This window comes from Chryseobacterium elymi (assembly GCF_003385495.1).
Classification (GTDB): Bacteria; Bacteroidota; Bacteroidia; order Flavobacteriales; family Weeksellaceae; genus Chryseobacterium; species Chryseobacterium elymi.
This window is the reverse complement of sequence record NZ_QNUH01000001.1, coordinates 129,219-155,555: the sequence shown is the minus strand read 5'-3', so window position 1 is coordinate 155,555 and position 26,337 is coordinate 129,219. Positions and strand designations below refer to the sequence as shown.

The 26,337-nt window shown below is 38.5% G+C and carries 17 protein-coding genes; 1 reads left to right on the top strand and 16 read right to left on the bottom strand.

Annotation, left to right across the window (positions count from 1 at the left end; translation table 11 throughout):
• Positions 1-14 precede the first annotated feature (14 nt).
• The 16 genes from DRF60_RS00645 to DRF60_RS00570 form a co-directional block, all read right to left on the bottom strand.
• Positions 15-446, bottom strand: a complete 432-nt coding sequence (locus tag DRF60_RS00645) for a hypothetical protein (RefSeq protein ID WP_040993398.1) — start codon at positions 444-446, stop codon at positions 15-17.
• A gap of 84 nt (positions 447-530) precedes the next feature.
• Positions 531-3,020 (bottom strand): TonB-dependent receptor, encoded by a 2,490-nt coding sequence (locus DRF60_RS00640; protein ID WP_116010203.1) that lies wholly within the window; start codon positions 3,018-3,020, stop codon positions 531-533.
• Between the two features lie 209 nt (positions 3,021-3,229).
• A complete protein-coding gene (nadC, locus tag DRF60_RS00635; RefSeq protein WP_116010202.1) occupies positions 3,230-4,090 on the bottom strand; it encodes a carboxylating nicotinate-nucleotide diphosphorylase in 861 nt (286 codons plus the stop codon).
• A gap of 10 nt (positions 4,091-4,100) precedes the next feature.
• Positions 4,101-5,672 (bottom strand): L-aspartate oxidase, encoded by a 1,572-nt coding sequence (nadB, locus tag DRF60_RS00630; RefSeq protein WP_116010201.1) that lies wholly within the window; start codon positions 5,670-5,672, stop codon positions 4,101-4,103.
• Positions 5,673-5,702: 30 nt separating this feature from the next.
• Entirely contained in the window at positions 5,703-6,329 is a 627-nt protein-coding gene (locus DRF60_RS00625; RefSeq protein WP_116010200.1) for an NAD(P)H-dependent oxidoreductase, read from the bottom strand.
• Positions 6,330-6,456: 127 nt separating this feature from the next.
• The gene (locus DRF60_RS00620; protein WP_116010199.1) at positions 6,457-8,718 is read right to left on the bottom strand and encodes a T9SS type B sorting domain-containing protein; all 2,262 of its coding nucleotides are present in this window, start codon (positions 8,716-8,718) and stop codon (positions 6,457-6,459) included.
• Positions 8,719-8,967: 249 nt separating this feature from the next.
• Positions 8,968-11,220 (bottom strand): T9SS type B sorting domain-containing protein, encoded by a 2,253-nt coding sequence (locus tag DRF60_RS00615; RefSeq protein ID WP_116010198.1) that lies wholly within the window; start codon positions 11,218-11,220, stop codon positions 8,968-8,970.
• Positions 11,221-11,381: 161 nt separating this feature from the next.
• Positions 11,382-11,858 (bottom strand): ribonuclease HI, encoded by a 477-nt coding sequence (gene rnhA, locus DRF60_RS00610; RefSeq protein WP_116010197.1) that lies wholly within the window; start codon positions 11,856-11,858, stop codon positions 11,382-11,384.
• Positions 11,859-11,942: 84 nt separating this feature from the next.
• Positions 11,943-13,532, bottom strand: coding sequence for a replicative DNA helicase (dnaB, locus tag DRF60_RS00605; protein WP_116010196.1), 1,590 nt, complete (start codon positions 13,530-13,532; stop codon positions 11,943-11,945).
• Positions 13,533-13,797: 265 nt separating this feature from the next.
• The gene (locus tag DRF60_RS00600; RefSeq protein ID WP_116010195.1) at positions 13,798-15,921 is read right to left on the bottom strand and encodes a T9SS type B sorting domain-containing protein; all 2,124 of its coding nucleotides are present in this window, start codon (positions 15,919-15,921) and stop codon (positions 13,798-13,800) included.
• Positions 15,922-16,016: 95 nt separating this feature from the next.
• Positions 16,017-18,155: a T9SS type B sorting domain-containing protein gene (locus DRF60_RS00595; RefSeq protein ID WP_116010194.1), complete on the bottom strand. Its 2,139-nt coding sequence runs from the start codon at positions 18,153-18,155 to the stop codon at positions 16,017-16,019.
• Positions 18,156-18,246: 91 nt separating this feature from the next.
• Positions 18,247-19,482, bottom strand: a complete 1,236-nt coding sequence (locus DRF60_RS00590; protein ID WP_116010193.1) for an MFS transporter — start codon at positions 19,480-19,482, stop codon at positions 18,247-18,249.
• Positions 19,483-19,575: 93 nt separating this feature from the next.
• Positions 19,576-19,938: a hypothetical protein gene (locus tag DRF60_RS00585; protein WP_116010192.1), complete on the bottom strand. Its 363-nt coding sequence runs from the start codon at positions 19,936-19,938 to the stop codon at positions 19,576-19,578.
• Between the two features lie 68 nt (positions 19,939-20,006).
• Positions 20,007-21,506, bottom strand: coding sequence for a GH3 auxin-responsive promoter family protein (locus tag DRF60_RS00580; RefSeq protein WP_116010191.1), 1,500 nt, complete (start codon positions 21,504-21,506; stop codon positions 20,007-20,009).
• 130 nt (positions 21,507-21,636) lie between these two features.
• Positions 21,637-21,876 carry a hypothetical protein gene (locus DRF60_RS00575; protein ID WP_116010190.1) on the bottom strand — a complete coding sequence of 80 codons (240 nt, stop codon included), beginning with the start codon at positions 21,874-21,876 and terminating at the stop codon, positions 21,637-21,639.
• Positions 21,877-22,056: 180 nt separating this feature from the next.
• Positions 22,057-22,449, bottom strand: coding sequence for a hypothetical protein (locus DRF60_RS00570; protein ID WP_116010189.1), 393 nt, complete (start codon positions 22,447-22,449; stop codon positions 22,057-22,059).
• Positions 22,450-22,704: 255 nt separating this feature from the next.
• Between DRF60_RS00570 and mfd the strand changes: the two genes are divergently transcribed.
• Positions 22,705-26,073 (top strand): transcription-repair coupling factor, encoded by a 3,369-nt coding sequence (gene mfd, locus DRF60_RS00565; RefSeq protein WP_116010188.1) that lies wholly within the window; start codon positions 22,705-22,707, stop codon positions 26,071-26,073.
• Positions 26,074-26,337: the final 264 nt, after the last annotated feature.

Sequence of the window (26,337 nt, the reverse complement as noted above, 5' to 3'; positions counted from 1 at the left end):
TTATTTTTTATGTTTTAGGCCCCGAAGACTCTTGTCCAGGGGAAGGCAAATGCAAATAAACCTGCAGCGATAAGACCCATGATCACAATTCCCAGAGAAATAGTATCATTAGACTTCACTTTTTTATTGATGATGGTCATCAATACTGCTGCAATCAGCATAGAAAATGGGTGCTCTACATACTGGAATCTTAAGTCAGCATTTTTCATTACTGATCCCATATCCAATCCTTTAGTGAAATTAATCACCAACATGATGATCCCTATTAAAAACTGAACATGGAAGAAAATCATCGTAAAGAGGGTAGTCTTCTTTAAAAATTTGTTCACTTTACCACTGAAACCAAACATTGTGGCTAAAAGGGCAATAATAAATAATGAGACCAAAAGAAGTTCAAGGTATCCAAATCCTTTGTGTGCATTAAGCAAAATCTTGTAAAAATCCATATTCAATTTTTTGTACACAAATATAGCAAAAATCCCGGCGAAAAGCCGGGATAGATATTTATAAAATCTAATATTGTGATGTTATTAGAAGTTGAATGATAATGAAGCAGCCCAAGTAGTTCCGAAACCGTAAAATACCTCATTTGCCACATCAATACCGTCATATAATGTTCCTGTGGCTTTAGATGTCCCTTGGTGGATATTAGTATAAGAGTCTTGGATGTAGAATGTATCAAATAAGTTATATACATTGGCTCTGATTGTAAATGACTGTTTTGTATTAACAGGAATTACATAAGATGCTCCTAAATCAACCAGACCAAAGCTAGGTAATTTTAATGCGCCTTTTTCACCAGCATCTTGTGTTCTGAAATCAAGCACATTCAAGTTTGCATAAAGATTAGCATTATATCTGTATTGAGCGTTAAATTTAAAGTTTTTGAATGGTTTAAGATCGACACCTAAAGCTGCTGTTGTCTGTGCATAATTACCAACTTTAACCTTGTCTAAGTATAAAATAGATGTAGCAGCTTCTGATACTGTGTTACCATTAGCATCCATAGGTTCATTATTATCATTAAATAAATTACCTTGGGCATTTCCTTCATATTTCCAATCTCCAAGAGAGAACATCCCTGTTAATGAAATCATATCATTGATTTTGGCGTTCATATCAATTTCAATACCTTGGTGGATTTCTGTAATTCCAGTAATGTTTGAATAACCTCTTACTCCATTAACTGTTTCACTTCTTCTTTGGAATCTATCTTTCCATGATGTTCTGTATAAGTTAATATTCGCATTGAAGAATGAAGAACGGAAACCATATCCGGCTTCCAGACCAAATATTTTTTCATTAGTTAGATAAGGGTTAATCAAGTTTTGGTTGTTAGGATAAACAGCATTGAAGAAAGGTTGCTTAGAATAATAACCAATATTAGCAAAGACATTATGATGATCATTGATGTTATAATTAGCACCTGCTTTTAAATTGTAACCAACAATATCCTTAAATCCTGTTTTAGTTTTTAGCACCCCTCCAGTGATAGCTGTACCGTCCTTAATAAATTCGTCAACTCTTTGAAAAGCTTGATTTGAAACGGCTCCTTGTGCAAACAAAGATAACTTATCATTAGAATACTCTATTTGACCAAAACCTCCGTACCAAAGAACTTCTCCGTCATTACTATAACCAATTCTTTCATTCATCGGCTCTGTTTTTCCTCCAAAAGGATTCCAGTTTGGTTTAAGTGCATAAGCAGTTGAAACATAGTTTGCAGGAATATTCTTGTTTGCAGTATCTTTATACGCAGAAGCTCCTAATAAATCACTTACGACTTGATAATGATATCCTTTATAATATCTTGTGTCAATACCAACGCTAAAATTAAAATTTTCATTAATTTTATGGTTAAAGCTTGAGATTAAACCGAACCAGTTATGAGAGTTGACAGAAGATCTTCGGATTAATTGTCCTGCATCAGGATTTGAGGCTTGGTTTGCTGCATAAATTGCATCAAAATCTATTAATCCGTTTTGTGTTCTGTTAAAATTACTTAATCTTTTTCCGCCTACACTTCCTAGATCTCCAGTCCCTGCACCTCTACCAAAGGACGCATAAGCAACAGTATTTAATTTAGAAGATGGACTTATCTTATAGTCCCAGTTTAAAGACATTACTGGCTTATGGTAATAGTTTCCTCTGTTAGCAAACTCCTCACCGTTTAAATATCCCCAATCCGCATTATATCTTCTGTTCGGCTTACCGTCTTTCCCATATTTTAAAAGTTCTGAAAGTTTAATCTGGTAAGACCTTTGGTTGTGCCATTGTGGAGCACCTGTTATAGTAAACTGAAAATCATGCTTCGCACTTGGTTGGTAACCTAAAGCGAAGTAATAGTTATATCCTTCAAATTTAGTTCCATCTGCATAAGTACTTCCTGCTGTCCTAGACATTAAGAAAGAAGACGACCATCCCTTTGAAGACTTGCCAGTATTGTAAGCAAAAGATGTTTTGTAATAACCGTCATTACCTAATCCTAATGTAATATTACCTCCTGCTTTTTTATCGGCAGCTCTTGTCAGAACATTAATTGTTCCTCCCACAGACGCAATTGCAAGCTTTGATGATCCAAGTCCTCTTTGAACCTGTAACGCAGAGGTAACATCAGAAAGACCTGCCCAGTTAGACCAGTATACGGCACCGTTTTCCATGTCGTTTACTGGCATACCATTCACCATTACAGCGATATTGATCTGATCAAACCCTCGAATTCCTATTTTACTGTCTCCAAAGCCACCTCCACTTTTTGTAGCATATACAGATGGAGTAGTATTTAGAATTTCAGGGAACTCCTGATTTCCTAATCTTTCAACAATTTGTGCTTCTTTAATTGTTGAAACTGCTACTGGTGTTTTTCTATCTTTGGCGATATCGGCAACACCAGTTAATACAACTTGTTCAATGTCATTGGATGTTGTTTTTACTGTATCCTGAACTTGTTGAGCATAATAAACACTAGCTGTAGATAATGTAATTACTACGGATAGCATCGATTTGTTGATTAATTTCATAATCGTTAGTAATAGTTAGATTTAATTTTCTGCAAAATTCGCGAAATAAAATTTAACTAATATTAACTGTATGTTAATTTTTACTCAATCTTAATAAGGTTCAATGTATTGATTTTCAGGCCTGTAGTTAAAAATTGAATTTTTATATGAAAAAAATCATATTATTGAGTTTTTAATAAATAGAGACTCTTTTTATTAAAAATATAACGCTATTTCACGGCTTTGAGACTCAAATCTATATTTTCGGCCGAGTGGGTAAGGGCTCCGGCAGAGATATAAGTGACCCCGGTAGAGGCAATTTCTTTTAACATATCACGGGTAATTCCACCTGAGGCTTCAGACTCACAAGAGCCATTGATCATTTCTACTGCCTGCTTCATCATAGCTACATTCATATTGTCAAGCATGATTCTGTCTACTTTTGCTTTGATGGCTTCTTTTACTTCTTCCAGATTTCTTGTCTCAACCTCAATCTTTAATTTTTTCTTTGTATTCTTAACATAATCTTTTGCCATTTTTACGGCATTCGTAATACTTCCGTTATAGTCGATGTGGTTATCTTTCAGCATAATCATATCATATAAGCCATACCTGTGATTGGTTCCGCCGCCAATGGCTACAGCCCACTTTTCACATACTCTGAAATTAGGAGTTGTTTTTCGGGTATCTAAAAGTTTTGTTTTCGTTCCTACCAGTCGGGAATCCCAGTCATGGGTAAGGGTTGCTATTCCGCTCATTCTCTGCATACAATTTAAAACAAGCCTTTCTGTTGAGAGGATTGACCTTGCGCTCCCAGTTACCGTTAAGGCCACGTCACCGACTTTAGCTGCTTCTCCATCCTTAAGGAAGGTTTCAACTTTTAAATCCTTATCAAAAGTTTTAAAAATAATTTCAGCCAGCTCAACACCTGCTAAAATACAGTCTTGCTTGACCAAAAGTTTGGCGCTCTGCTCCAGGTTCTTCGGAATGGTGGAAAGAGTAGAATGGTCGCCATCCTGAATGTCTTCTTCCAGGGCATTTTTGATGAATGCTTTTAATACTTTATCTGTAGCGTACGCTGGTCTTTTCATTATATATGTTTTAAGCTAAGTCTTTATTATAAAATGCGCCTTTATTTTCAGTCATTTCCATAGATTGGGTAATAATGAGGTGGGCAACAGTTGTCAGGTTTCTTAATTCAGATAGTTGCGGTGAAAGAATAGAATAGTGGTAAATCTCGTCCACAGCTGCTGCAATCTCCTGATGCTTCTGTAAAGCCATGTTCAGACGTCTGTTGCTTCTCACGATACCTACAAGATCGCTCATCATTTCCTGAAGCTGTTTTCTGAGGTAGCTTATGATAACCATCTCGTCCATGATCTTCATGCCTTCCTCGTTCCATTCCGGAACGGCTTTAAGATCATCAAAGTTGAAGTTGTTTTCATTAAGCAGAGCAACTGTTTTTATAGCAGCATTATGTCCGAAAACCAAGCCTTCCAGTAATGAGTTTGATGCAAGCCTGTTCGCACCATGCAACCCGGAATTGGTACATTCTCCCACTGCAAAAAGATTGCGGATAGAAGACTGTCCGTCACTGTCGACTTCAATACCACCCATAAGATAATGGCATGCGGGTACTATAGGAATCAATTGAATGAAAGGATCAATTCCTTCTTCTTTACATTTTTTATAAATGTTCGGGAAATGTTCCAGGAATTTTTCATGATCCATATCGCGGCAGTCAAGACCGGCAAATTCATCACCGGAAATCTTCATCTCATTATCAATGGCCCTGGCTACAATATCTCTGGAGGCTAATTCTTCACGTTCATCATACTTGTGCATGAATTTTTCACCTTTTTTAGTCCTTAATTTGGCACCATCTCCCCGGACCGCTTCAGAAATAAGGAAAAGCATTCCGTTGATCTTGCTGTACAGGGCTGTTGGATGAAACTGGTAGTACTGCATATTGGAAACTTTGCCCTTTGCACGGGCTACAAAAGCAATTCCGTCTCCGGTAGCAATGGTAGGATTTGTTGTATTTTTATAAACATGTCCTGCACCGCCTGTAGCAACCAATGTTATTTTGGAAGTGATCTTTTTAATCTTTTTTGATTTTTCATCAAGAATATAGGCGCCGTAGCAATTAATGTCACCATCGCTTACTTCTTTTCCCGGAACATGGTGCTGGGTGATGATATCAATAACATAATGATGGTCAAGGATCTCAATATTCGGGCTGCTGTTGGCCGTTGCCAAAAGAGCTCTTTCGATCTCGAATCCGGTAATATCTTTATGGTGAACGATTCTGTTTTCAGTGTGGCCGCCTTCTCTTCCCAAAGCAAATTCTCCGTTTTTCATATCGAAATTGGCGCCCCATTCTACTATTTCATTGAATCTTGTGGGAGCTTCCCTTACGACCATTTCTACAACATTGCGTTTGTTTTCCCCGTCCCCGGCACGCATGGTATCTTCGATATGTTTTTCGAAATTATCATTTTTAAGGTCTGTGACTACAGCCAGTCCGCCCTGTGCATATTTGGTGTTGCTTTCGTCTTCGTCGGATTTTGTTACGATGATGATCTTGGCGTCGGGGAGCTGTTCAGAAACTTTAATGGCATAGGAAAGTCCCGAGATGCCGGAACCAATTACTAATACATCCGCTTTTATCATATGCTTGCTTTAGGTACAATCGTTTAAATATTAAATAAATTTAAACAATTTTTCGTTTGGTTTTCTTACTTTTTTCATATGTTGAAAATGATCTTCTTCAGAACGGTAACCTACAGCCAGAGTGACGGTTACTTTTTCTGTCTCAGGATTGATGTCCAGAATCTCTTCTATCAGATCCTGCCGGAAGCCTTCCATAGGACAGGAATCTATATTTTCAATAGCGGCGGCATACATCAGATTGGCCAGTACTATATAAGACTGCTTTTCTGCCCAGTTGAAAATTTCATCCTGTGTTTTTTGGGTGATATGCTGATTAATGCTTTTTCTGAACAGGTCAAGTTTTTCAACAGGAGTCTTCCTTACCTCGGAAATGTGATTAAAATAACCGTGAATATAGTTTTCCTCAATAGTTTTCTTGGAAATGATAACGATAAGGTGCGAACAGGTGGAAACCTGTGAAGGATTATAAAAAGCCGGAATCAGTTTCTGCTTCATTTCCTCGCTTTCCACTACCAGTATTTTGTAAGGCTGAAGCCCAAGCGAACTGGCAGAAAGTTTTCCCGACTCAAGAATATTGTGAAGGATATCCTGAGGAATAATCTCATGATTAAATTTTTTCACAGAATATCTTCTGCTTAAAGCTTCCAAATAATTCATAGGACAAATTTAAGAATAGAATGCGAATAAAGTGCGTTTATAATGAAATATCTCTTTTTACGAAAGTAAAAAAAAGATCACTCCAAATTTGGAGTGATCCGGTATTAAAAAAATAATCAGTTTTACTTTATTCTCTGTTTTTTACCATGATCCAGCCCGAGAATTTAATAGGAGTGTTCTTGCTGTTGTTTTCGTTCCATGAGATAGAGTACCAGTAATTTCCTGTAGGAACTTTTTTGCTTCCGTTGGTAGTGCCGTCCCATACATATCTGTTGGATTTATCAGCTTGGAAAAGCTTATAGCCATATCTGTCGAAGATTCCGATTTCCAGATTCTTTTTGTTGGAAAGTGCCGAATAATCAATGGCATCATTTACCCCGTCGCCGTTTGGAGTGATGACGTTAATGAGGTTAGGAACCGTGATGTTGATCTGGATAGGCTCGCAATCATAGCTGTCCTTTACATAGATCTTAGTTTCACCTCTTGTTACATTAGTGAATATATTAGAGTCCTGCCATTGAATATTATCCATGGAATATTGGTAAGGCGGCATTCCTCCATTAACAAAAACAGTTACTGTGCTTCCTGAAATATCAATATTGGTAACCACAGGCTGTTCCGAAGCATATACCTTTACGGTCTGTAACGTAATACAGTCTCCGGTTTTTAATTTTACCCAGTAAGTTCCTACGCCTACATTGGTGATAGCCTGTGTCGTTGCTCCTGTGCTCCACTCGTAGCCATTGAATCCAGGACCTGCATCCAAGGTGGTTTTGTCCTCAATACAGATGATTTTATCCTTTAATATGCTGGATAAAACCGGAGATAAAACGGTGAGGGTTACCTTTGCAATTGAATAACATCCCTGCGCATTGAACACTTTTACATAGATTACTCCGGATGGAGCGGTATAGCTCAGAAAATTTAAAATTTCATTGGTTCCGTTTTCAGCATCTGCAAGAGATGGATAGTATTTTTTTATTGCCCCCGTCAATACTGTAACCGGAGCATTGCTTAAATTGAATATTCCCAATGAAGGATTGGTTTCAAGGAAGCATGATCTCAATGACGTATCAGTAACGACAACAACTGGGTTCAGGCTCAAGGTAACTTTTGCAACACTTACACATCCTTGGGGAGTCGTCACTTTTGCAAATAATATGGCTGGTCCTGTTGCGTAAGCTGTAGGATTGGGAATCTGGTTGATCCCTGCATTCAGGTCAGCCATTGTATTGTAGAATTCCATCGTACATCCGGGCACAGTTGTTAAGGCAGCTGTGGTAAGGTCAAATGTTGCAGTGCCTGCATTATTGTTGTTACATCCCGTAAGCGAAGCATCAGTGGCTGCAAATGGTGTTGGGTTTAGCTGAATGACCCCGTCTCCGTTGTCACAAAGCGTAGAGCTGGGATCTTTAATAACCACCTTAATTGTGGTGTTGCCAGAATACGGGAAATTTGAAGGATTGACAATAGGTGTTGAGCTTCCTAAAACATAATAAGTGAATATGTAATTTGCCGGATTATTGACAAACTGAGCATTGAAAGACGTTAGATCCACAGTTCCGGTGCCGGTTGCAGGATTGGTACATACAAATGGAGTTACTGTAGCATTCAGGATCGGAACTTTATCTACAAACACTTTTACATTTTTGATGGAATGTCTTGCGCTGGCACCTCCTGTAGCTGCCGAAAATCCAAAGTATCCCTGTGACATTCCAATGGCAGCACCTGAAGGAGCGAATGACTGGTCGGTAATAAGAACACCGTCAATTTTTATTTTAATGATCCAGTTCGTAGGGTTGGTAAGGTCTGTTTCCCCGTTTACTTCTACGTGTTTATAGTTTGGGCCTACGAATGGCTGAGTAGGGTTGAGGTCCGGAGAGTGAAATGTACTGCCGGGTGTTGTATTGTATTCAATATTGTTTCCGGCTGTGTTGTTGGTGCCGTAAAGAACATGTACTTTACTCATCTGGCCTTCAGTGGTATTGTTGAAAATATCAAATCCTACCATTAATCCGGAAGCATTTCCGGGAATTCCTAGTCCACCACCGGATACGAAGCCTGTCGGAGGATTGGCAAGATACCAGAAAGTAAATCCGTCTCCTCTTCCGAACTGTGTTGTTCCGTTTCCGTCAATTCTAAAGTCAAATTCTACCTTCCATTTGTCGCAATAACTTAATGTGATAGGAGTGGCAAGTTTTATAGCGCCATACAGGTTCCCGTTATCAGTTGTAAGCCTTATAAAATCTGTGTCTACAGCAGCATTTGAAACAAGGTCCCAGCCCGTTGTGTTGACGGGGTTTCCTGTAAGCTGATATGTTTGTGAAAACAGCTGGCCTGAAAAACATAGAAAAATAGTTAAATAATAAAGGAGTAGTTTTCTTTTCATATGAAGCGATTAGTTTTTGAGGTTATTCCTGTAAATATATTTATTTTATTTTCTAAGATATAATGTATAATTGTCAAATGATTAACAAAAATTGTCAATTTTACAAGTAATTTTTAAAATTTATATGAAATGGTTAAAAATAAAATATATCTTATTTATTAAGTCAAGATATGATAAGTCTTGATTCCACAAGCCCAATCCTATTAAAAAATCACTCCGGTGAAGGAGTGATTTTTGTATGAAAAGCTATTATTCTCTGTTTTTTACCAATACCCAGCCTGAATATTTCGTAGGAGTATTGTTTTTATCATTTTCATTCCATGAAATAGAATACCAGTAAGTCCCTGTGAGAATCTTTTTGCCGAAGGCAGTTCCGTCCCATTTGAAGTTTCTTGTTTTATCAGCTTCATAAAGTTTATTGCCATATCTGTCATATACTATAAAAACCAGATTTTTTTTATAAGCCAATGCGGAATAATCAATAAAGTCATTAACGTTATCGCCGTTCGGTGTAATGGCATTGATCAGATTGGGAACCGTGATCTGAACTTCAACGGGTGAACAGTTGTAAAAGTCTTTGACAAAAACTTTTACCTCTCCTCTGTGCAAGCCGGTAAATGTATTTGAATCCTGCCAGTCGATACCGTTTAAAGAATATTTATATGGTGGAGTACCTCCTGAAACATTTACAGTTACCGTTGTATTATTAATATCAATGCTTGAAATAACAGGGTTTGCCGAAGCAATAACCTTCACGGTCTGCAATGTAATACAGTTTCCTGTTTTTAGCTTTACCCAATAAAGACCAACACCTACTCCCTGTATAGAAGGAGTAGTTGCTCCGGTAATCCATTCGTAACCATCAAAGCCCGGACCTGCATCCAGATCAGTTCTCCCATCAATGCAGATAATTTTATCTTTTAAAACGTTTGATTTCACTGGTGAAAGTACAACGAGGTTGACTTTTGCTATAGCGAAACATGCGTTTGAGTCTGTTACCTTTACATAGACTGCAGTACTAACAGACATATATTGAGATGGATTGACAATCTCATTGGTTCCGCTTAACGCATCTGCCACGCTTAAATAATATTTCTTTGTAAACCCGCTCGTCAGTGTCGTCACATTGGCTGAAGTAAGGTCAAATATGGCAGTCGCAATATTATCCTGCAGAAAGCATGACTCAAGTGTAGCTTCTTTTACCGGAGTTTCGGGGTAAAATGTTAAGGTGATTTTTGCCGTACCGGTACATCCCTGCGGCGTAGTCACTTTTACATAGACTATGCCTGGTGCGGAAGTGTAAGAATTGGGATTCGTGATTTCATTGTTTCCGGCATTCAGGTCATTCAGTGTTTTATAATACTTTTTGGTGGCGCCAGATACATCCGTTACATCTGCAGTATTGAGGTTAAATATTCCTGTTCCTGTCTTATTATTGTTACATGCCGTTAAAGTTTTATCGGTAAGTGTAAGAGGAGCCAGGACCAGCTGTATCTTTCCATCCGGATTATCACATAATATTCCTGCATTGTCCTTTACAATCACAGTAACCGTAGTATTTGCATTGAATTGGAAATTGGTGGGATTTGTAATGGGTGTTGAGCCTTGCAGGTACGTAAAAGTATAATTGGAAGGATTGCTTACGAATTGAGAATTGAAGGCTGTTAAATTTACAGAGGCATAGCCTGTAGCTGGATTCGGGCAGAAAGATTGTGTTGCAGTACTTTGTAAAATAGGGACCTTGTCAGTATAGATTTTTACATTTTTAATAGAATGTCTTGATCTTGCAGATCCTGTAGAAGCCGAAAATCCGAAATATCCAACCGTCATTGCAGCTGCAGTACCTGAAGGGGCGAATGACTGATCGCAGATTACTGTACCATCAAGTGTTATTTTTACAATCCAGTTGGTAGGGACAGCCGGATCTACCTGGGCTGTTACTTCAACATGCTTATAGGTTGTCCCCTGAAAAGGCTGGGTGGTATTCAGGTCAGGTGAATGAAAAGAGCTTCCGGGAACATTAAAGTATTCTACATTGTTGTTGTCTGTTGTGTTGGCAACCTGTCCGTAAGCAACATGTATCTTGCTCATTGTGGCTGTAGTTGTGTTGTTGTAAGTGTCAAAACCTACAATAAAACCTACCGCATTTTGGGAAACTCCAAGACCGGAACCCAATACACTTGCAACAGGCGGGTTCGCCAGATACCAAAATGCAATTCCGTCTCCGTTGGAAGTTTGGTTGGAATCCATTCTGAAATCGAATTCAACTCTCCACTTGTCACAGTATTTTAAGTTGATCTGGTCATTAAGCCTTATGGATCCGGACTGGTTGTTGGTGTCAGGAGTGAGCTGCACAAAATCGCCTAGCACCTGTGTTGGAGCGACAATGCTCCATCCGGTAGTATTTACAGGATTTCCTATTAACTGGTAAGTTTGAGAATATAGACTTCCGGATAGAAAAAATACAATGAGGAAAATATAAGACAGTAAATTTTTTTTCATTGAGGTGGGATTAGTTTTATTTAGATGCTGTAAATATATTAAATCCCAATTGATTAATGTGTATTTAATGTTAATTTTACCGAAAATGATAATGATTTATCAATGAATAACAAAGTGAATGGGTGAATAATGAAACATATAAAGTATTAATTTTATATTTATTAAAAAAGAGAGTTGCTTTCCAGCCCTTCAAAGTAAGTGTCGATTTCCAAGTCAGGTGAGTTTGCAGCTGCCACAGCTAGTTTATCACAAAGTTCATTTTCGAAATGTCCTGCATGGCCTTTTACCCAATGCATTTTTGGAGTGTGTTTGTTGTACATTTCAATGAATCTTTTCCAGAGGTCCGGATTTTTTACATTTTTCCATCCTCTTTTGATCCATCCTGCAATCCAGTTTTGGTTCACGGCATCAGCTACATATTTGCTGTCTGTGTAAATGTGAATATCGTTCTCCGAAGACTTTAGTTTTTCCATAGCAGAAATAACTGCCAATAGCTCCATTCTGTTATTGGTGGTTTTTCTGAAACCTTTGGAGAACGTCTTCTGATAATTTTTTTCAGGAACGCGCATAAGGATTCCATAGCCTCCTTTTCCGGGGTTTCCGCTGCATGCACCGTCGGTGTATATTTCTATTCTCAAAAGTTAAGTCTATATAAAACTGGTATTCTGTAAAACTAAATTTGGAGAATGCCAAGCTGTTATTAATTTAAAATAGTATGGGTTCTAGAATGGGAAATCGTCATCATCATCAAGATCGTTCATCGAAGACCCTGATAGCTTTGAACTGTCTGGTAAATCAAATGCAGCTCCAGGTTGAATAGTAGTCCTTATTTTATCAAAACCACTGGGCTCGTTAGATCCGAAATTAGAAGGATAACCTCCCATGCCACCATCTAATGCTGCTTCGATATCCCCGAATTTTGCAAAATGTTTTAAGAATGATAATCTGACGTCGGCTGTAGCACCATTTCTATGCTTTGCGATGATCAGTTCAGCCTGGTTTTCCGTTGGAGTTTCCTGGCCTTCTTCGTCATTATCCCAAACGGCAATTTTATAATATTCAGGTCTGAAAATAAAAGATACAATATCCGCATCCTGCTCAATCGCTCCGGATTCCCTAAGGTCAGAAAGCTGAGGCCTTTTTCCTGGGCGTGCCTCCACACTTCTCGATAACTGTGAAAGGGCAATAACAGGTACATTCAGTTCTTTGGCAATAGCCTTTAATGAACGCGAGATCATGGAAATTTCCTGTTCACGGTTTCCAACTCCTTTACCTCCACCTCCTGCAGTCATCAGCTGAAGGTAATCCACCATGATCAGCCTTACACCATGCTGCATCACCAGCCTTCGGCATTTTGCACGGAAATCGAATATAGAAAGAGAAGGGGTTTCGTCAATAAAAAGCGGAGCGTTTTCAAGCTCGGATACATTGGAAAAAAGTCTTTGCCATTCTTCGTCATCTAAAGTTCCCTTTCTCAGTTTTTCGGAAGAGATTTTCGTTTCCGAAGCAATCATCCTCGTGATAAGCTGTACAGATGCCATCTCCAGGGAGAAAAGGACCATTGGAATCTTATGGCCAACTGCAATATTTCTGGCCATCGACAGAAGGAATGCTGTTTTACCCATCGCCGGACGGGCTGCAATAATGATAAGGTCAGAATTTTGCCAGCCTCCCGTTTCTTTGTCAATATCCCTGAATCCGGAAGGAACTCCTGAAAGCCCTTCCTTATCTTTCAAAGATTTAATAGTATCGATAGCCTGCTTTACCAATGAATTGGCGGTGTCGAATCCTTTTTTGATCGTACCGTTGGTAATTTCAAAGAAAGATTGTTCAGCCTTATCTAAAAGTTCGAATACATCGGTAGATTCTTTATAGGATGAATCGATCACGTTCGCAGAAACATTAATCAGACTTCTTAAGATATATTTTTCAAGAATAACACGGACATGATATTCAATGTGAGCAGACGAGCTTACTCCCATGGTAAGATCAATAATATAATGATCGCCACCGGCCTGGCTTAATTTATCTTCCTTTTTTAATTCCTGGATAATCGTCATAAGATCTACAGGATGGTTACCTTCGTAAAGTTTTAGAATCGCAGCAAAAATAACCTGATGTCTGGGATCATAAAACACTTCAGGAGTAAGAAGGTCAATGGAATGATCAAGACCTTTTTTATCTATTAAAAAAGTTCCTATAACCAGTCTTTCAAAATCTACAGCATTGGGTGGCATTTTTCCATCCGCAATAGACAGTTCTCTTGCAAAATTTCCGTGTGTAAGGGATGATAATGTTTCTTTCTGCGCCATGATGCAAAGATAGTTTATTTAAAAAAAATAATTAAAAAATAGTAACTAACAAGTTATCAGCAATCCTGCCGCAATCCATAGCGGCAGAACGTAAATGTGTGTTAGTAAAAAGCGGGGATCAAAAATAGAAAAAATTCAATAAGTGCTATTCATCGAAGTGAAAATGATTAATAATTTTTTTATTTCAAATGTTGAAGTGAATGGCTGAGCTGATAAATAAAAAAGACTGTCACAACTGACAGTCTTTTTATGACTAAAAATAAACTTATTCTTTATTCTTCAACAGTATCCATCCTGAATATTTCGTTTCAGTATTGTTCTTGTCGTTTTCGTTCCATGAAATGGTATACCAGTAAGTACCGGTAGGTATTTTCTTACCGGAAGCTGTTCCGTCCCATTTATAATCTCTCATCTTATTAGCTTCATAAAGCTTGTTTCCGTATCTGTCATATACGATGAAAACAAGGTTTTTCTTGTAAGACAGAGCAGAGTAGTCAATTTCATCGTTGATCTTATCTCCGTTCGGAGTGATCGCATTGATCAGATTCGGTACAGTGATGGTGATCTGAACAGGATTACAGTCGTAAGAATCCTTCAAAAATATCTTATTATCCCCTCTAGGAAGTCCACTGAACGTGTTAGTCGACTGCCAGTTGGTACCATCTATTGAATACATATAAGGAGGAGTTCCACCTGAAGCGTTCACAGTGATGGTATTGTTGCTGATATCTACACTGGAGATTACCGGTTGCGAAGAAGCAAAAATAGTTACAGTCTGAAGCGTAAAACATTTCCCGGTTTTCAGCTTCACCCAATAAACTCCTATTCCTGCGTTATTGATAGCTTGTGTAGTATCGCCGGTGCTCCATTCGTATCCGTCGAATCCAGGTCCTGCGTCCAAAGTTGTCTTTGCTTCCGCACAAATTGTTTTGTCTTTCAGCACAGCAGATTTTACCGGAGGAAGAACTTTTAGTGTGATTTTGGCAATAGAGTAACATTGATTGGCATTGGTAACTCTTACATATACTTCAGTGCTTGTTGTAAGATAAGTATTCGGAGCGGCAATAGGATTGGTTTCCGCTTTAGCGTCATTTAATGTCTTATAGAATTTTTTTGTCTGCCCTGCTATATCGCCTACATTAGCTGTTGTCAGGTCAAATCTAGCCTGCATAATGTCATTTTCAATATAACATTCTTCCATTAGCGCATCCCTTAGGGCAACAACCGGATGGTATGTTAATGTAATTGCTGCTGTTGCTGTACACCCAAAGGCGGAAATTACTTTAACATATACGATTTTTTCTGGGGAAATATAATCGGTAGGGTTAGTAATTTCATTGGTGTCAGCGTTCAGATCAGCTAAGGTAGGATAGTATTTTTTCGTAACCGTTCCGGTGAACACATCTGCCGTTGTCAGGTCAAATTTTCCTGTACCTTCACCATTGTTATTACATGCGAAAATAGTTGCATTTTTCGCTGTGATGCTGGCATCTACAAACTTGAACTTACCGCTTATAAAGCATTTGTTGACCACATTGTTAGGATCGTCGGGATCCAGATATCGGATTCTGTAGTAATAATCGGTTGTTGCATTTACCGTTGCAATGGTAAGAGGATCTTCTCCTGTTACAACATCGTTGGTATTATCATGGTAAGTAACCTGGAAATTGGAGTTATTTCCATTGATAATACCAGGGGTAAGAGTAGTAAAATTAAATTGTGATGGAAGCCCGCATACCATAACCGTTGAAGGGTCTGTCGGGTCAGCTGCAGGGATGCCTGGTGGGATAAAAGGGTTAGGTGCCAGAGTAGGATTGTTGAATGCAGAGCTTAAGCTTGCGGTACCTGTCCAGGTCAGTGAGAATCCATTGGGTGAACTTCTGAAGTTGTCTACAATAAGATAATAGGTTTCACCGGCCTGTACTACCATATGCGGGCTCCATTCAGCCTGGTTTCCTGCACTTCCATCGGTATTTGGCGGCGGTGGCGGCGGTATTGTTAAAGAAAGACCTGTATTTCCCTGTGAAGCACCTGTACCGTAGTAATTACATCTTAGCGGTGTAACAAAGGTGTTGCCGCTATTTAAAGAGGTGCAGCCATTGGTTGTAGGGCCATACACGGCAAAGTCATAATCATCGGTGTTAACATTGGGATTAATAGTAAATGCAAGGGTACCTGATGTTGCGACCGTAAAAGTATACCATACTGAATAATTTTCATCGCTGCTCAGGCATCCATTTTCAGATAGCTCCTCTTCAATATTTCCGTGTCCTGTCGGCGTATAGAAGATGTCCGAATTTCCGCAGAGCGGAATTGCCGTGACGCAGTCCGACTGTGCATAAAACCCCTGTGCTATAAATAAAATTAAAAGAAGTAATGTTTTTTTCATGTTTAAAAATGATTTTTGTGAAACTAGATTTAAGCAAAATTAGTTATCAGCATTTATGTTAAAAAAACCGCCCCTTAGAGCGGTTTTATTTTTGGTTATTCTCTGTTTTTTACCATTACCCAACCTGAGAATTTAAATGGAGTATTCTTTTTGTCATTTTCGTTCCATGTTACAGAGTACCAGTAAGTTCCTGTTGGAATTTTTTTACCGCCTACCGTTCCGTCCCATTTGTACCCGTTAGACTTATCAGCCTGGTGGATTTTAGTACCATATCTGTCGAAGATACTGAATATAAGTCCGTTTTTACCGGATAATGCTGAATAATCTATTACATCATTTACGCCATCTCCGTTTGGAGTGATAACATTAATAAGGTTAGGGACAACAACTGTTATCTCAATAGGTTCGCAATCATAAGCATCTTTTACATATATAGTATGGTTTCCTCTTGAAACATTGGTAAAGATGTTAGAATCCTGCCAGTTGATGTTATCCATAGAGTATTTGTATTCAGGAGCTCCGGCAATAACATTTACAGTTATCGTATTGCTGGAAATGTCAATGTTTGAAACAACCGGTTGTTCAGAAGCGTATACTTTTACAGCCTGTAATGTGATACAGTCGCCGGTTTTTAATTTAACCCAGTATGTTCCTACACCTACATTATTGATAGTCTGCGTAGTTGCTCCTGTGCTCCATTCATACCCGTTGAATCCAGGGCCTGCGTCCAGTGTTGTTTTGTCTTCAACACAGATAATTTTGTCCTGAAGCACATTTGAATAAACAGGGGAAAGTACAGTTAATGTTACTTTTGCAATAGAATAACATCCCTGTGCATTAAATACCTTTACATAGATTACTCCGGCTGGAGCGGTATAGGCTAAGAAATTTAAAATTTCATTTGTTCCGTTTACCGCATCTGTTAAAGAAGGATAATACTTTTTAGTAGCGCCTACTACAGTGGTTACCGTGGCAGTAGTCAGATTGAATGTTCCCAGTGAAGGATTTGTTTCAAGAAAACATGATCTTAAAGAGGTATCAGTAACTGCTACCAGAGGATGGAACTTCAGAGTTATTTCCGCTGTTGCCGTACATCCGAATTCATTGGTCGCTTTTACGAATATTTTTCCTTCAGCTGAAACAAACTGATAGATGGTAGGGCTGGTGATCTCATTTGTTCCTGCGTTCAGGTCGAACATGGTAGGATAATACTGTAGAGTATGAGTAGGACCCGCACCTATAGTAGCAGTGGTAAGGTCAAACATTGCTGTTCCGGAACCGTTGTTGCTGCAGCTTGTAAGTGTGGCATTGTTTAGTGTAAATCCACCGTCTCTAAATTTGAATTTCCCTGTAATAAAACAGCCATTCATAGGGTTTGTCGGATTCGCAGGGTCTTGATATACAATTCTATAGTAGTAAACTGCTGTAAGGTTTACGACCTCTGTAGTAACAGGGTTTCCTCCCGTAATAGCATCATTTGTATTTTTATGATAAGATACCTTGAAGTCCGGACTGTTGCCATTGATAATTGCTGTGCTCAGTGTCGTAAAATTGAATGGAGTGGCAAGTGAACATACTGTTACTTCGTTCGGATCTGCAGGATTGGCTGCAGGAAGTCCCGGAGTAACAAACGGAAACGGAGCAAGGCTAGGATCATTAAAGGCAGAACTTAAGCTCGCAGTACCCGTCCAAGTTAAGGAGAAACCATCCGGAGAACTTCTGAAGTTGTCTACAACAAGATAATACGTTTCACCAGCCTGTACCACCATATGTGGACTCCATTCGGCCTGGTTTCCTGCACTTCCATTGGTGTTTGGCGGTGGTGGTGGCGGTATTGTTAACAGTAAGCCTGTATTTCCCTGGGATGAACCTGTACCGTTGAAATTACATCTGAGTGGGGTTACAAAAATATTATTATTATTCAAAGAAGTACATCCGTTTGTAGTAGGGCCATAGACGGCAAAATCATAGTCGTCGGTATCAATATTAGGATTAATAACAAAGGCTAATGTTCCGGAAGTTGATGCTGTAAAGCTGTACCATACGGAAAAGTGTTCATTATCAGTAGAACTTAAGCAGGAATTGGCGCCAATACCTTCCAGTACATTTCCAGGTCCTGAAGGGGTATAAGAAATATCTGAATTTCCACAGATAGATATTGCACTAATGCAATCCGACTGGGCATATAAAATGCGTGAGCAGATGATTAGAAAAACAAGTAATGCTTTTTTCATAAAGGGGGATTTAAAAAAGACAAATATAAAAAATTATTAAAGTTAAATTAAAGTTTTTGTGATATATTTAAAAGAATCAGTGAATTATTGTTTAATAATTCATTTTCCTCAGCTTGGGATTTGTACTTGCTACAAGAAGGGCTACCAAAACCGTCATAGTTCCTCCAAAGACCACAGACCTTACCACCCCGAGGATTTTTGCCATCAGACCGCTTTCAAACTGACCCATTTCATTACTGGACATGATAAATATAGAATTGACACTCAGTACACGTCCTCTAATGTTGTCAGGGGTTTTCAGCTGAACTATTGTTCCTCTGATTACCACCGAAATTCCATCAAGCATTCCGCTCATGACAAGGAATATAAAGGACAGCCAGTAAAGTTTGGACAGGCCAAAGCCAATGATGCAAAGTCCGAATCCGGCAACAACGGCAAGAAGAATCCTGCCTTGATTCTTTCTTAACGGAACAACCGCCAGAAGTGTGATGATGCACATAGAACCTATATCTGAAGCAGCATTCAGAAGCCCGAAGCCCTCTGCTCCTGCATCTAAAATATCAGTGGCAAATACCGGGATCATAGCGACAGCCCCTCCAAAAAGAACAGCAAACATATCGAGGCATAGCGCGCCTAAAATTTCTTTTGTCTTAAAGATATAGGAAATCCCCTCACGCATGCTTTCCACCACATTTACATTCTCCTTTTTATATTCAGAATGCTGCTGTTTCAGCTGCCAGAAGAAGAGAGAGGCAATAAATATTAAAGAGATAATAACGATTAGTGTCCATTTTACTCCGAAAAACCCGATAAGAAGGCCTCCTGCAGCATGTCCGCATACCGAAGAGATCAGAAATGTAGCCTGGTTCAGGGTTACTGCATTCGGAAGATTCTCTTTCTTTACTATTTTAGGAATCATCGAAGGAACGATAGGTCCTATAAAGGCTCTTGCAATTCCTGTGAAAAATATGACACCATATATAAAATAAGTGATTTCATGCCCGTTAAAATGCATTTCTACATTGAAGAAAGCAGGGATCAGCAAAAGACCGATCAGAAAAATATAAGTATAATTGCAGATCAGCAGCAGCCTCTTTTTTTCATTCATATCAATGACATGACCTGCATACAAAGCACAGCTTACCGCAGGAATTACTTCCGAAAGCCCTATCAGGCCTATTGAAAAAGGATCTTTTGTTAACTGGTACACCCACCATCCCAATAAAGTTGCGAGCATTCTGAAGGCTAAAACAATAAAAAATCTTCCCGTAAGAAGATTCCTGAATTCAACATTTTGCAATGTTTTTAACGGTGTAAAGGAAATCATGCACAAAAATAGCCCTAAATATTTATTTAAGGCCGCTTATATACTGTTTTTTCGAATGATAAATCATATAGATCCCGAAAGATAAAATCTATTTTAGTCTGCTCTCAGTGCGCTGATTACAATAGCTGCAACGCCGGCTGCACCAATCACAGTGGCACCTGCTGTTACTCTTGCTTTAGATCTGTCCTTTACGGCTGCTACATTAGATTTCGGGATAATTACCTCTGTACTGTCCTTTTTACCTGCAGTTCCTATAAGGTTGTCTCCATCTATATTTCGGAATAGCATTTTCTGTTTGGTAGAACCATCCTTCATGGTAACAACATACACTTTTCCAGCCTGAAGATTAGAATAATTGTTTTTTGAAATGTCCTCGCTGTATTTTGTCGTAGCGCAGGATGAAATTATAAATAAGGATGTTAGTAAAGATGATTTTAAAAGTACAGATGCTTTCATTATTATTTTTATTTTTTCAAATTTATAATTTTTTTCTAATATATGTTTTTGGAATTGAAAAAATATCTCTAAAGTTTGTATATTTCCAATAAATCTGCAATTTTTCTGTCATTGGCAAGTCTTGGTATTTTATTTTGGCCTCCCAATTTGCCCTGCGATTTTGCATACTCATGGAAAGCGTTTCTTTTCAGTAGAGTAATGTGTAATGGCTGAAGAATATTTCCGGTAATAAGATCATCGTAGTAAGTATTTCTCTCGCGAAGCTGACGGTCCAGCTCATTTCTGAACAATTCTAAATTTTCCGGTTCCTTTTCAAATTCTATCAGCCATTCATGATACGGAAGACCTTCCGTAGGATTTACCTGTGGGGCAAGATGGAATTCTATAATCTGAGCTGTATGTCTTTCTAAGGCAGCTTTTATTGCTTCCTCTACTTCAAAGGCGATTACATGTTCTCCGAAAGCAGAGGTGAAATGCTTCGTTCTCCCACTCACCAGGATTCTATACGGATCTTTATCAATGAATCTTACAACATCACCTATTGAGTAAGCCCATAAACCTGAATTTGTAGTGAGGATCAGTGCGTAATCTTTATTAAGCTCTATATCCTTTAACGTTAATCTTCGGGCTTCGGGTTTACCGTACTCTTCCAAAGGAATAAACTCATAAAAAATTCCATGATCCGTTAAAAGAAGCAGGCCTTCCTTAGTGTAATCATCCTGAAAAGCAAAAAAACCTTCAGATGCCGGAAACGTCTGGATAATATCCACTTTTCCACCCAGCAGGTCATTTATTTTATCCCGATATGGCTCGTAGTTCACGCCACCTGTCACAAGAAGCTGGAGGTTTGGAAAAAGCTGCTTGATCTTTTTACCGTGTTTTTCAGTAAGCTTTTCGAAATACATGATGAGCCATGGCGGAATACCAGAAATTAACGTCATATTTTCGTTTTCCGTTTCTTCAATAATCTTATCTACCTTCGCCTCCCAGTCTTCCATAATATTTGTGCTCCAGCTCGGAAGACGGTTTTTTTGGAGATAGGCTGGGATATGGTGGGCAACAATTCCCGAAAGCCGTCCTGTTTTTATTCCGAAAATTTCCTCCATCTCAGGGCTTCCCTGCAGAAAGATCATTTTTCCATTCACAAAATCAGCATTTTTTTTCCGGGTGATATAATGGAACAGCGCACTCTGTGCGCCAGCAATCTGAAACGGCATTCCTTCTTTGGAGATAGGAATATACTTCGAGCCGGAGGTGGTGCCGGAGGTTTTTGCAAAATATTCAGGAGTTTCCGTCCAGAGAATATTGGCCTGTCCTTTTTTCACCCTCTCAATATAAGGTTTCAGATCTTCATAATCAGCAACAGGAACTCTGTCCTGGAATTCTTTGATAGACTGAATGTTTTCAAAATCATGTTCTCTTCCGAAAAGAGTTTTCTGAGCCGTTTTTACCAAAGAAAGTAAAAGTGCCTCCTGATTTTTTACTGAGTTTTTTTTGAATTCCCCGGTTTTCTGAACATGTTTCTTTGCCCAGACAAGTGCCGCATTTTTCTTGAAGAAATTTAACATGCTTCAAATTTATAAATAAGTATAGAATATGAAATCATTTTTTCGACCATATATGTCACAAAAAAACCGGCGAATGATCTCACCGGTTCTTCGAAATTTGATTATGAAAATAACAACTATATGTTAAAGTTTATTTGTTTTCTTTGTATCTTTTATCTGGGGTACCGTCTTTTTTCAGTTTTTTGTTTTCCTTATACCTTTTGTCAGGTGTTCCGTCCTTTTTCATTTTAGCTGCAGGCTTTGCGGTTTTAGCTTCAGGAGCTTTTACTTTTTTTACAGTTTGGTGATGAGGCGCTGTCGGAGCAGTCTGCTGAGCGGTTGCAAATCCCAGTCCAAGAGCTAGGGACATTGCTGTTAATAATTTTTTCATAGATATACGTTTGTTTTTTTCTTGAATAAAGATATACAAAAAGCAGGCTGAAAATCCAAGATTTTCAACCTTAACTAAAGTTTATTACTGCTTAAAAAAAACTTAATAAAAAGCTTTTAAAATATAATAAGCCTGATTCTTTAATAGGATCAGGCTTATATGTAAGTATGAGTAGTTGGTTTAACGTGTACAGTTAGCAGTCCAGGTTTTACCATCCTTGATATATAAAATCTTCAATTCATTATTGTCAATTCTTATATATGATGTTGCGTTTGAGCCAACCATTACAAGAGTATGATCCCCCTGCTGCTGAAATTCCACTCCGTTAAGATCCGGAATACCGTTAGAAAATGCGAAATTATATTTCGTCCCGCTCGCGATCTTGGTTACAAATACACTTCCGTTATCTGTACTGTTACTGGTAGATCCGTCATTATAAGAAATGCTTCCTTTATATGTTCCTGCGAAGAAATCGTTGTTTACAGGATCATCATCACTACTACATGACGCAAAAGATAATGTGGCAACAAAGACCAGCATAAAAATTCCTAAGATTCTGATTGCTTTTTTCATAATTTTATTTCTTTAAAAGTTTGATAAGGTGAAATTTCCAAACACTATGCCATGCCGGATTATCAGTGTTTTTTTAACTTTTAATTAGATAAATTGGTAATAAATTAAGACTTATTCAGGTGTTCTTTATTTAGATTGTGTTTTTAATAATATCTGGTTTTCCGGGAAAGAAAAAAATATCCTTACCTTTGTTGTAAGCAAACGGTTTCGGAACACTCCCGAAATCGCTTTTGTCGTTTTATATCATTACTATTTATGCAGCTAAAACCCATTCACGAAAAGTTTCTTCCCGACCTGCTTCAGAAAGAATTTGGAAAAGAGATCTTTACCCAGCTAGAGAAAAGCCAGCATATTTCCGTGAAAGGAAGTGCAGGATCTTCGGTTTCTATTTTTGTTGCCGAACTTTTTCTAATTCAGAAGAAGACCATTCTGTATCTGGTAGATGATAAAGAAGATGCATTGTATGCCAATACTGAAATGGAAGACCTGCTTGGAAAGGACAAAGTACTGTATTTTCCTGCAACCCATCTTGAACCTTATCAGGTTGAAAAAACACAAAATGCAAATCTTGTGCTCCGGACAGAGGTTTTAAATAAGATCAATTCCGGGAAAAATCCTAAGGTTATTGTGGCTTATGCCGGGGCCTTATCAGAAAAGGTTTTGAAAAAGGAAGACTTTAAAGCGATCTCACATCATATAAAAGTAGGTGATCAGCTGGATTTTGATTTTGTGGATGAGCTGTTGAACCATTATCATTTCCAGCAGGCCGATTTTGTTTCCGAGCCGGGAGAGTTTTCAGTAAGAGGAGGGATCGTTGATGTATTTTCTTATTCCTACGAAAAGCCTTACCGCCTTACCTTTTTTGGAAATGAGGTAGAAAATATTAAAACCTTTGATATAGAAACACAGCTTTCCATAGATAAGGTAAAAGACTTTCAGCTGGTTTCCAATATGAATTTTTCAGTAACCGGAACCCGGGTGTCGCTGCTGGAGCTACTGCCTAAAGAAAGCTTTGTTGTTTCCAGAAATGGCGCCGTTGGAATGCAGAAAATCAGGACTTTCTATGAGAAAGCACTGGAAAAATACGATACTTTGAATAAAGATATTGCTCACAGGGTTCCACAGGAACTTTTTATTTCAGATCAGGAATTTCTGTTTGATTTTAAGAAATTTAAAACCATTGATTTTGCCGGAATTCCTATTGGCGGGCTTAAAGAAATCACAGAAATAAAAGTTGAGCAGGTTCCTCAACCTTCCTTTCATAAAAATTTTGAACTCCTGATAGAAGATATTGAAGAAAAGCAAGGCGAAGGTTTTGATACGTGGATCTCTTTTTCTACAGAAAAGCAGAAAGAAAGGCTGGAATCTATATTTGAAGAGCTTGAACATGACCTTCCTTTTAAAAGTTTCAAATCTGAGCTGCACGAAGGGTTTGTAGATAATGGTCATAAATTATTAGTATATACGGACCACCAGATTTTCGACCGCTATCAAAGATATAAAGCGAAAAATACCTTTGCAAAATCTGAACAGCTTACACTTAAAGACCTTATGTCTCTGAAGATAGGCGATTATATTGCCCACATCGACCACGGAATTGGGAAGTTCATGGGGCTTGTTAAAGTAAATAACGATGGGAAAATCCAGGAATGTTTTAAGCTGACTTATAAAAACGGAGACTTATTATATGTAAGTATTCACTCCCTGCATAAAATTTCAAAATATAACGGTCCGGACGGAAAAGAAATTGTATTGAGTAAACTGGGATCCCCGGCCTGGAAATCATTAAAACAGAAAACAAAAGCAAAAGTAAAGCAAATTGCTTTTGACCTTATAAGATTATATGCTGAAAGGAAGACTGCAAAGGGGTTTTCCTATACTCCCGATTCTTATCTGCAGAATGAGCTGGAGGCCAGTTTTATTTATGAAGATACTCCGGATCAGGAAAAAGCAACCATTGATGTAAAGCGTGATATGGAAGCGGATACAGTAATGGACAGGCTGGTTTGTGGTGACGTAGGCTTCGGAAAGACTGAAGTGGCTATACGGGCCGCATTTAAAGCGGCAACAGATGGGAAACAGGTTGCCGTATTGGTTCCTACAACTATTCTGGCGTTTCAGCATTACAGAAGTTTCAAAGAAAGGCTGAAAGATTTTCCGGTGAACGTTTCTTATGTCAACAGATTCAGAACAGCTAAACAGAAAGCAGAGGCTTTAGACGGCCTTAAAAACGGGAAGGTGGACATTATAATCGGAACCCATCAGCTGGTAAGCAGTTCCGTTAAATTCAAAGACCTTGGACTGCTGATCATTGATGAGGAACATAAATTCGGAGTTTCGGTGAAAGATAAGCTGAAAACACTGAAAAGCAATGTAGATACCCTTACACTAACGGCCACTCCCATCCCGAGAACGCTTCAGTTCTCCCTCATGGCGGCAAGAGATCTTTCAGTGATCAAAACACCACCGCCCAACAGGCAGCCTGTCGATACGCAGCTGATAGGTTTTAATGAGGAAACTATCAGGGATGCTGTTTCTTATGAGATTCAGAGGGATGGGCAGGTATACTTTATCAATAACAGGATTGAAAACCTTAAAGATATTGCCGGACTTATCCAAAGGCTGGTTCCGGATGCAAGAGTTATTACAGGACACGGCCAAATGGAGGGTAAGCAGCTGGAAAAGAACGTGCTTGATTTCATGGAAGGGAAGTACGATGTTCTTGTTTCTACAACGATTGTTGAAAGTGGGGTGGATGTTCCCAATGCGAATACCATATTCATCAATGATGCCCAAAGATTCGGGATGGCAGATCTTCACCAGATGAGGGGAAGGGTAGGGCGGAGCAACAGAAAAGCTTTCTGCTATTTGATCACGCCTCCTTATGATATGATGACCTCAGATGCCAGAAAACGTCTTGAGGCTATTGAGCAATTCTCAGATCTTGGAAGCGGGTTCCAGATTGCTATGAAGGATCTTGAAATCCGTGGGGCTGGAGATCTTCTCGGGGCTGAGCAGAGTGGTTTTATTAATGAAATGGGCTTTGAGACTTATCAGAAACTGATGCAGGAAGCATTGGAGGAATTAAAAGATGATGCAGATTTTGAAAACCTGTTCGACAATGAGGAAGACAGGCAGAAGCTCTTCAAATCTGTAAAAGAAGTCAATATTGATACTGACCTGGAGCTGATGCTTCCGGATTTCTATATCTCCAATACGGAAGAAAGATTATTGCTTTATCAGAAACTTGCAGAGATTGATAATGAAAAAAATCTTTATAAATTTGAGCTTGAGCTGATCGATCGTTTCGGGGCTTTGCCGAAAGAAGCGGTGAATCTATTGAAGAGTGTTGCCTTGAAATGGCTTGCCGCAGACATAGGATTTGAAAAGATCGTCATGAAAAATGGTGTGTTTTTAGGGTATTTTCCTGCCAATCCTCAGGATAAGTTCTATCAGACAGACAGGTTCAGGCATATTATCAGTTATTTAACCCAAAATCCGAAGGAAGCTCAGCTTAAAGAGAAGATCGGGAAAGATGGGAATCTGCTGATGATGAGAAAGGAAAAAGTGAAAAATGTGGATGAGGTTAATGTACTTTTGAAAACGATTATCGCACATAATTAAAAGAAAAATACCTCATTTTAATAATCAAAAAACAAAGAAGGCCTAAAAATTTACTTTTTAAGGTCTTTTTTTATTGAAAAAAAACATGATTTTTACACGAAAAAAATAGGGTATCACGCGGATTTAGAAGCATTTGAAGTCACAATATGATGATAAAAAATAATGCTGAATCATCGGCTGACATTGGGTTTGATTGATGCAATCTCATTCAGGCCGGTTTTAAAAGTGTTTTTTGTAGTAATAATTCTACTTTTTATTACATTA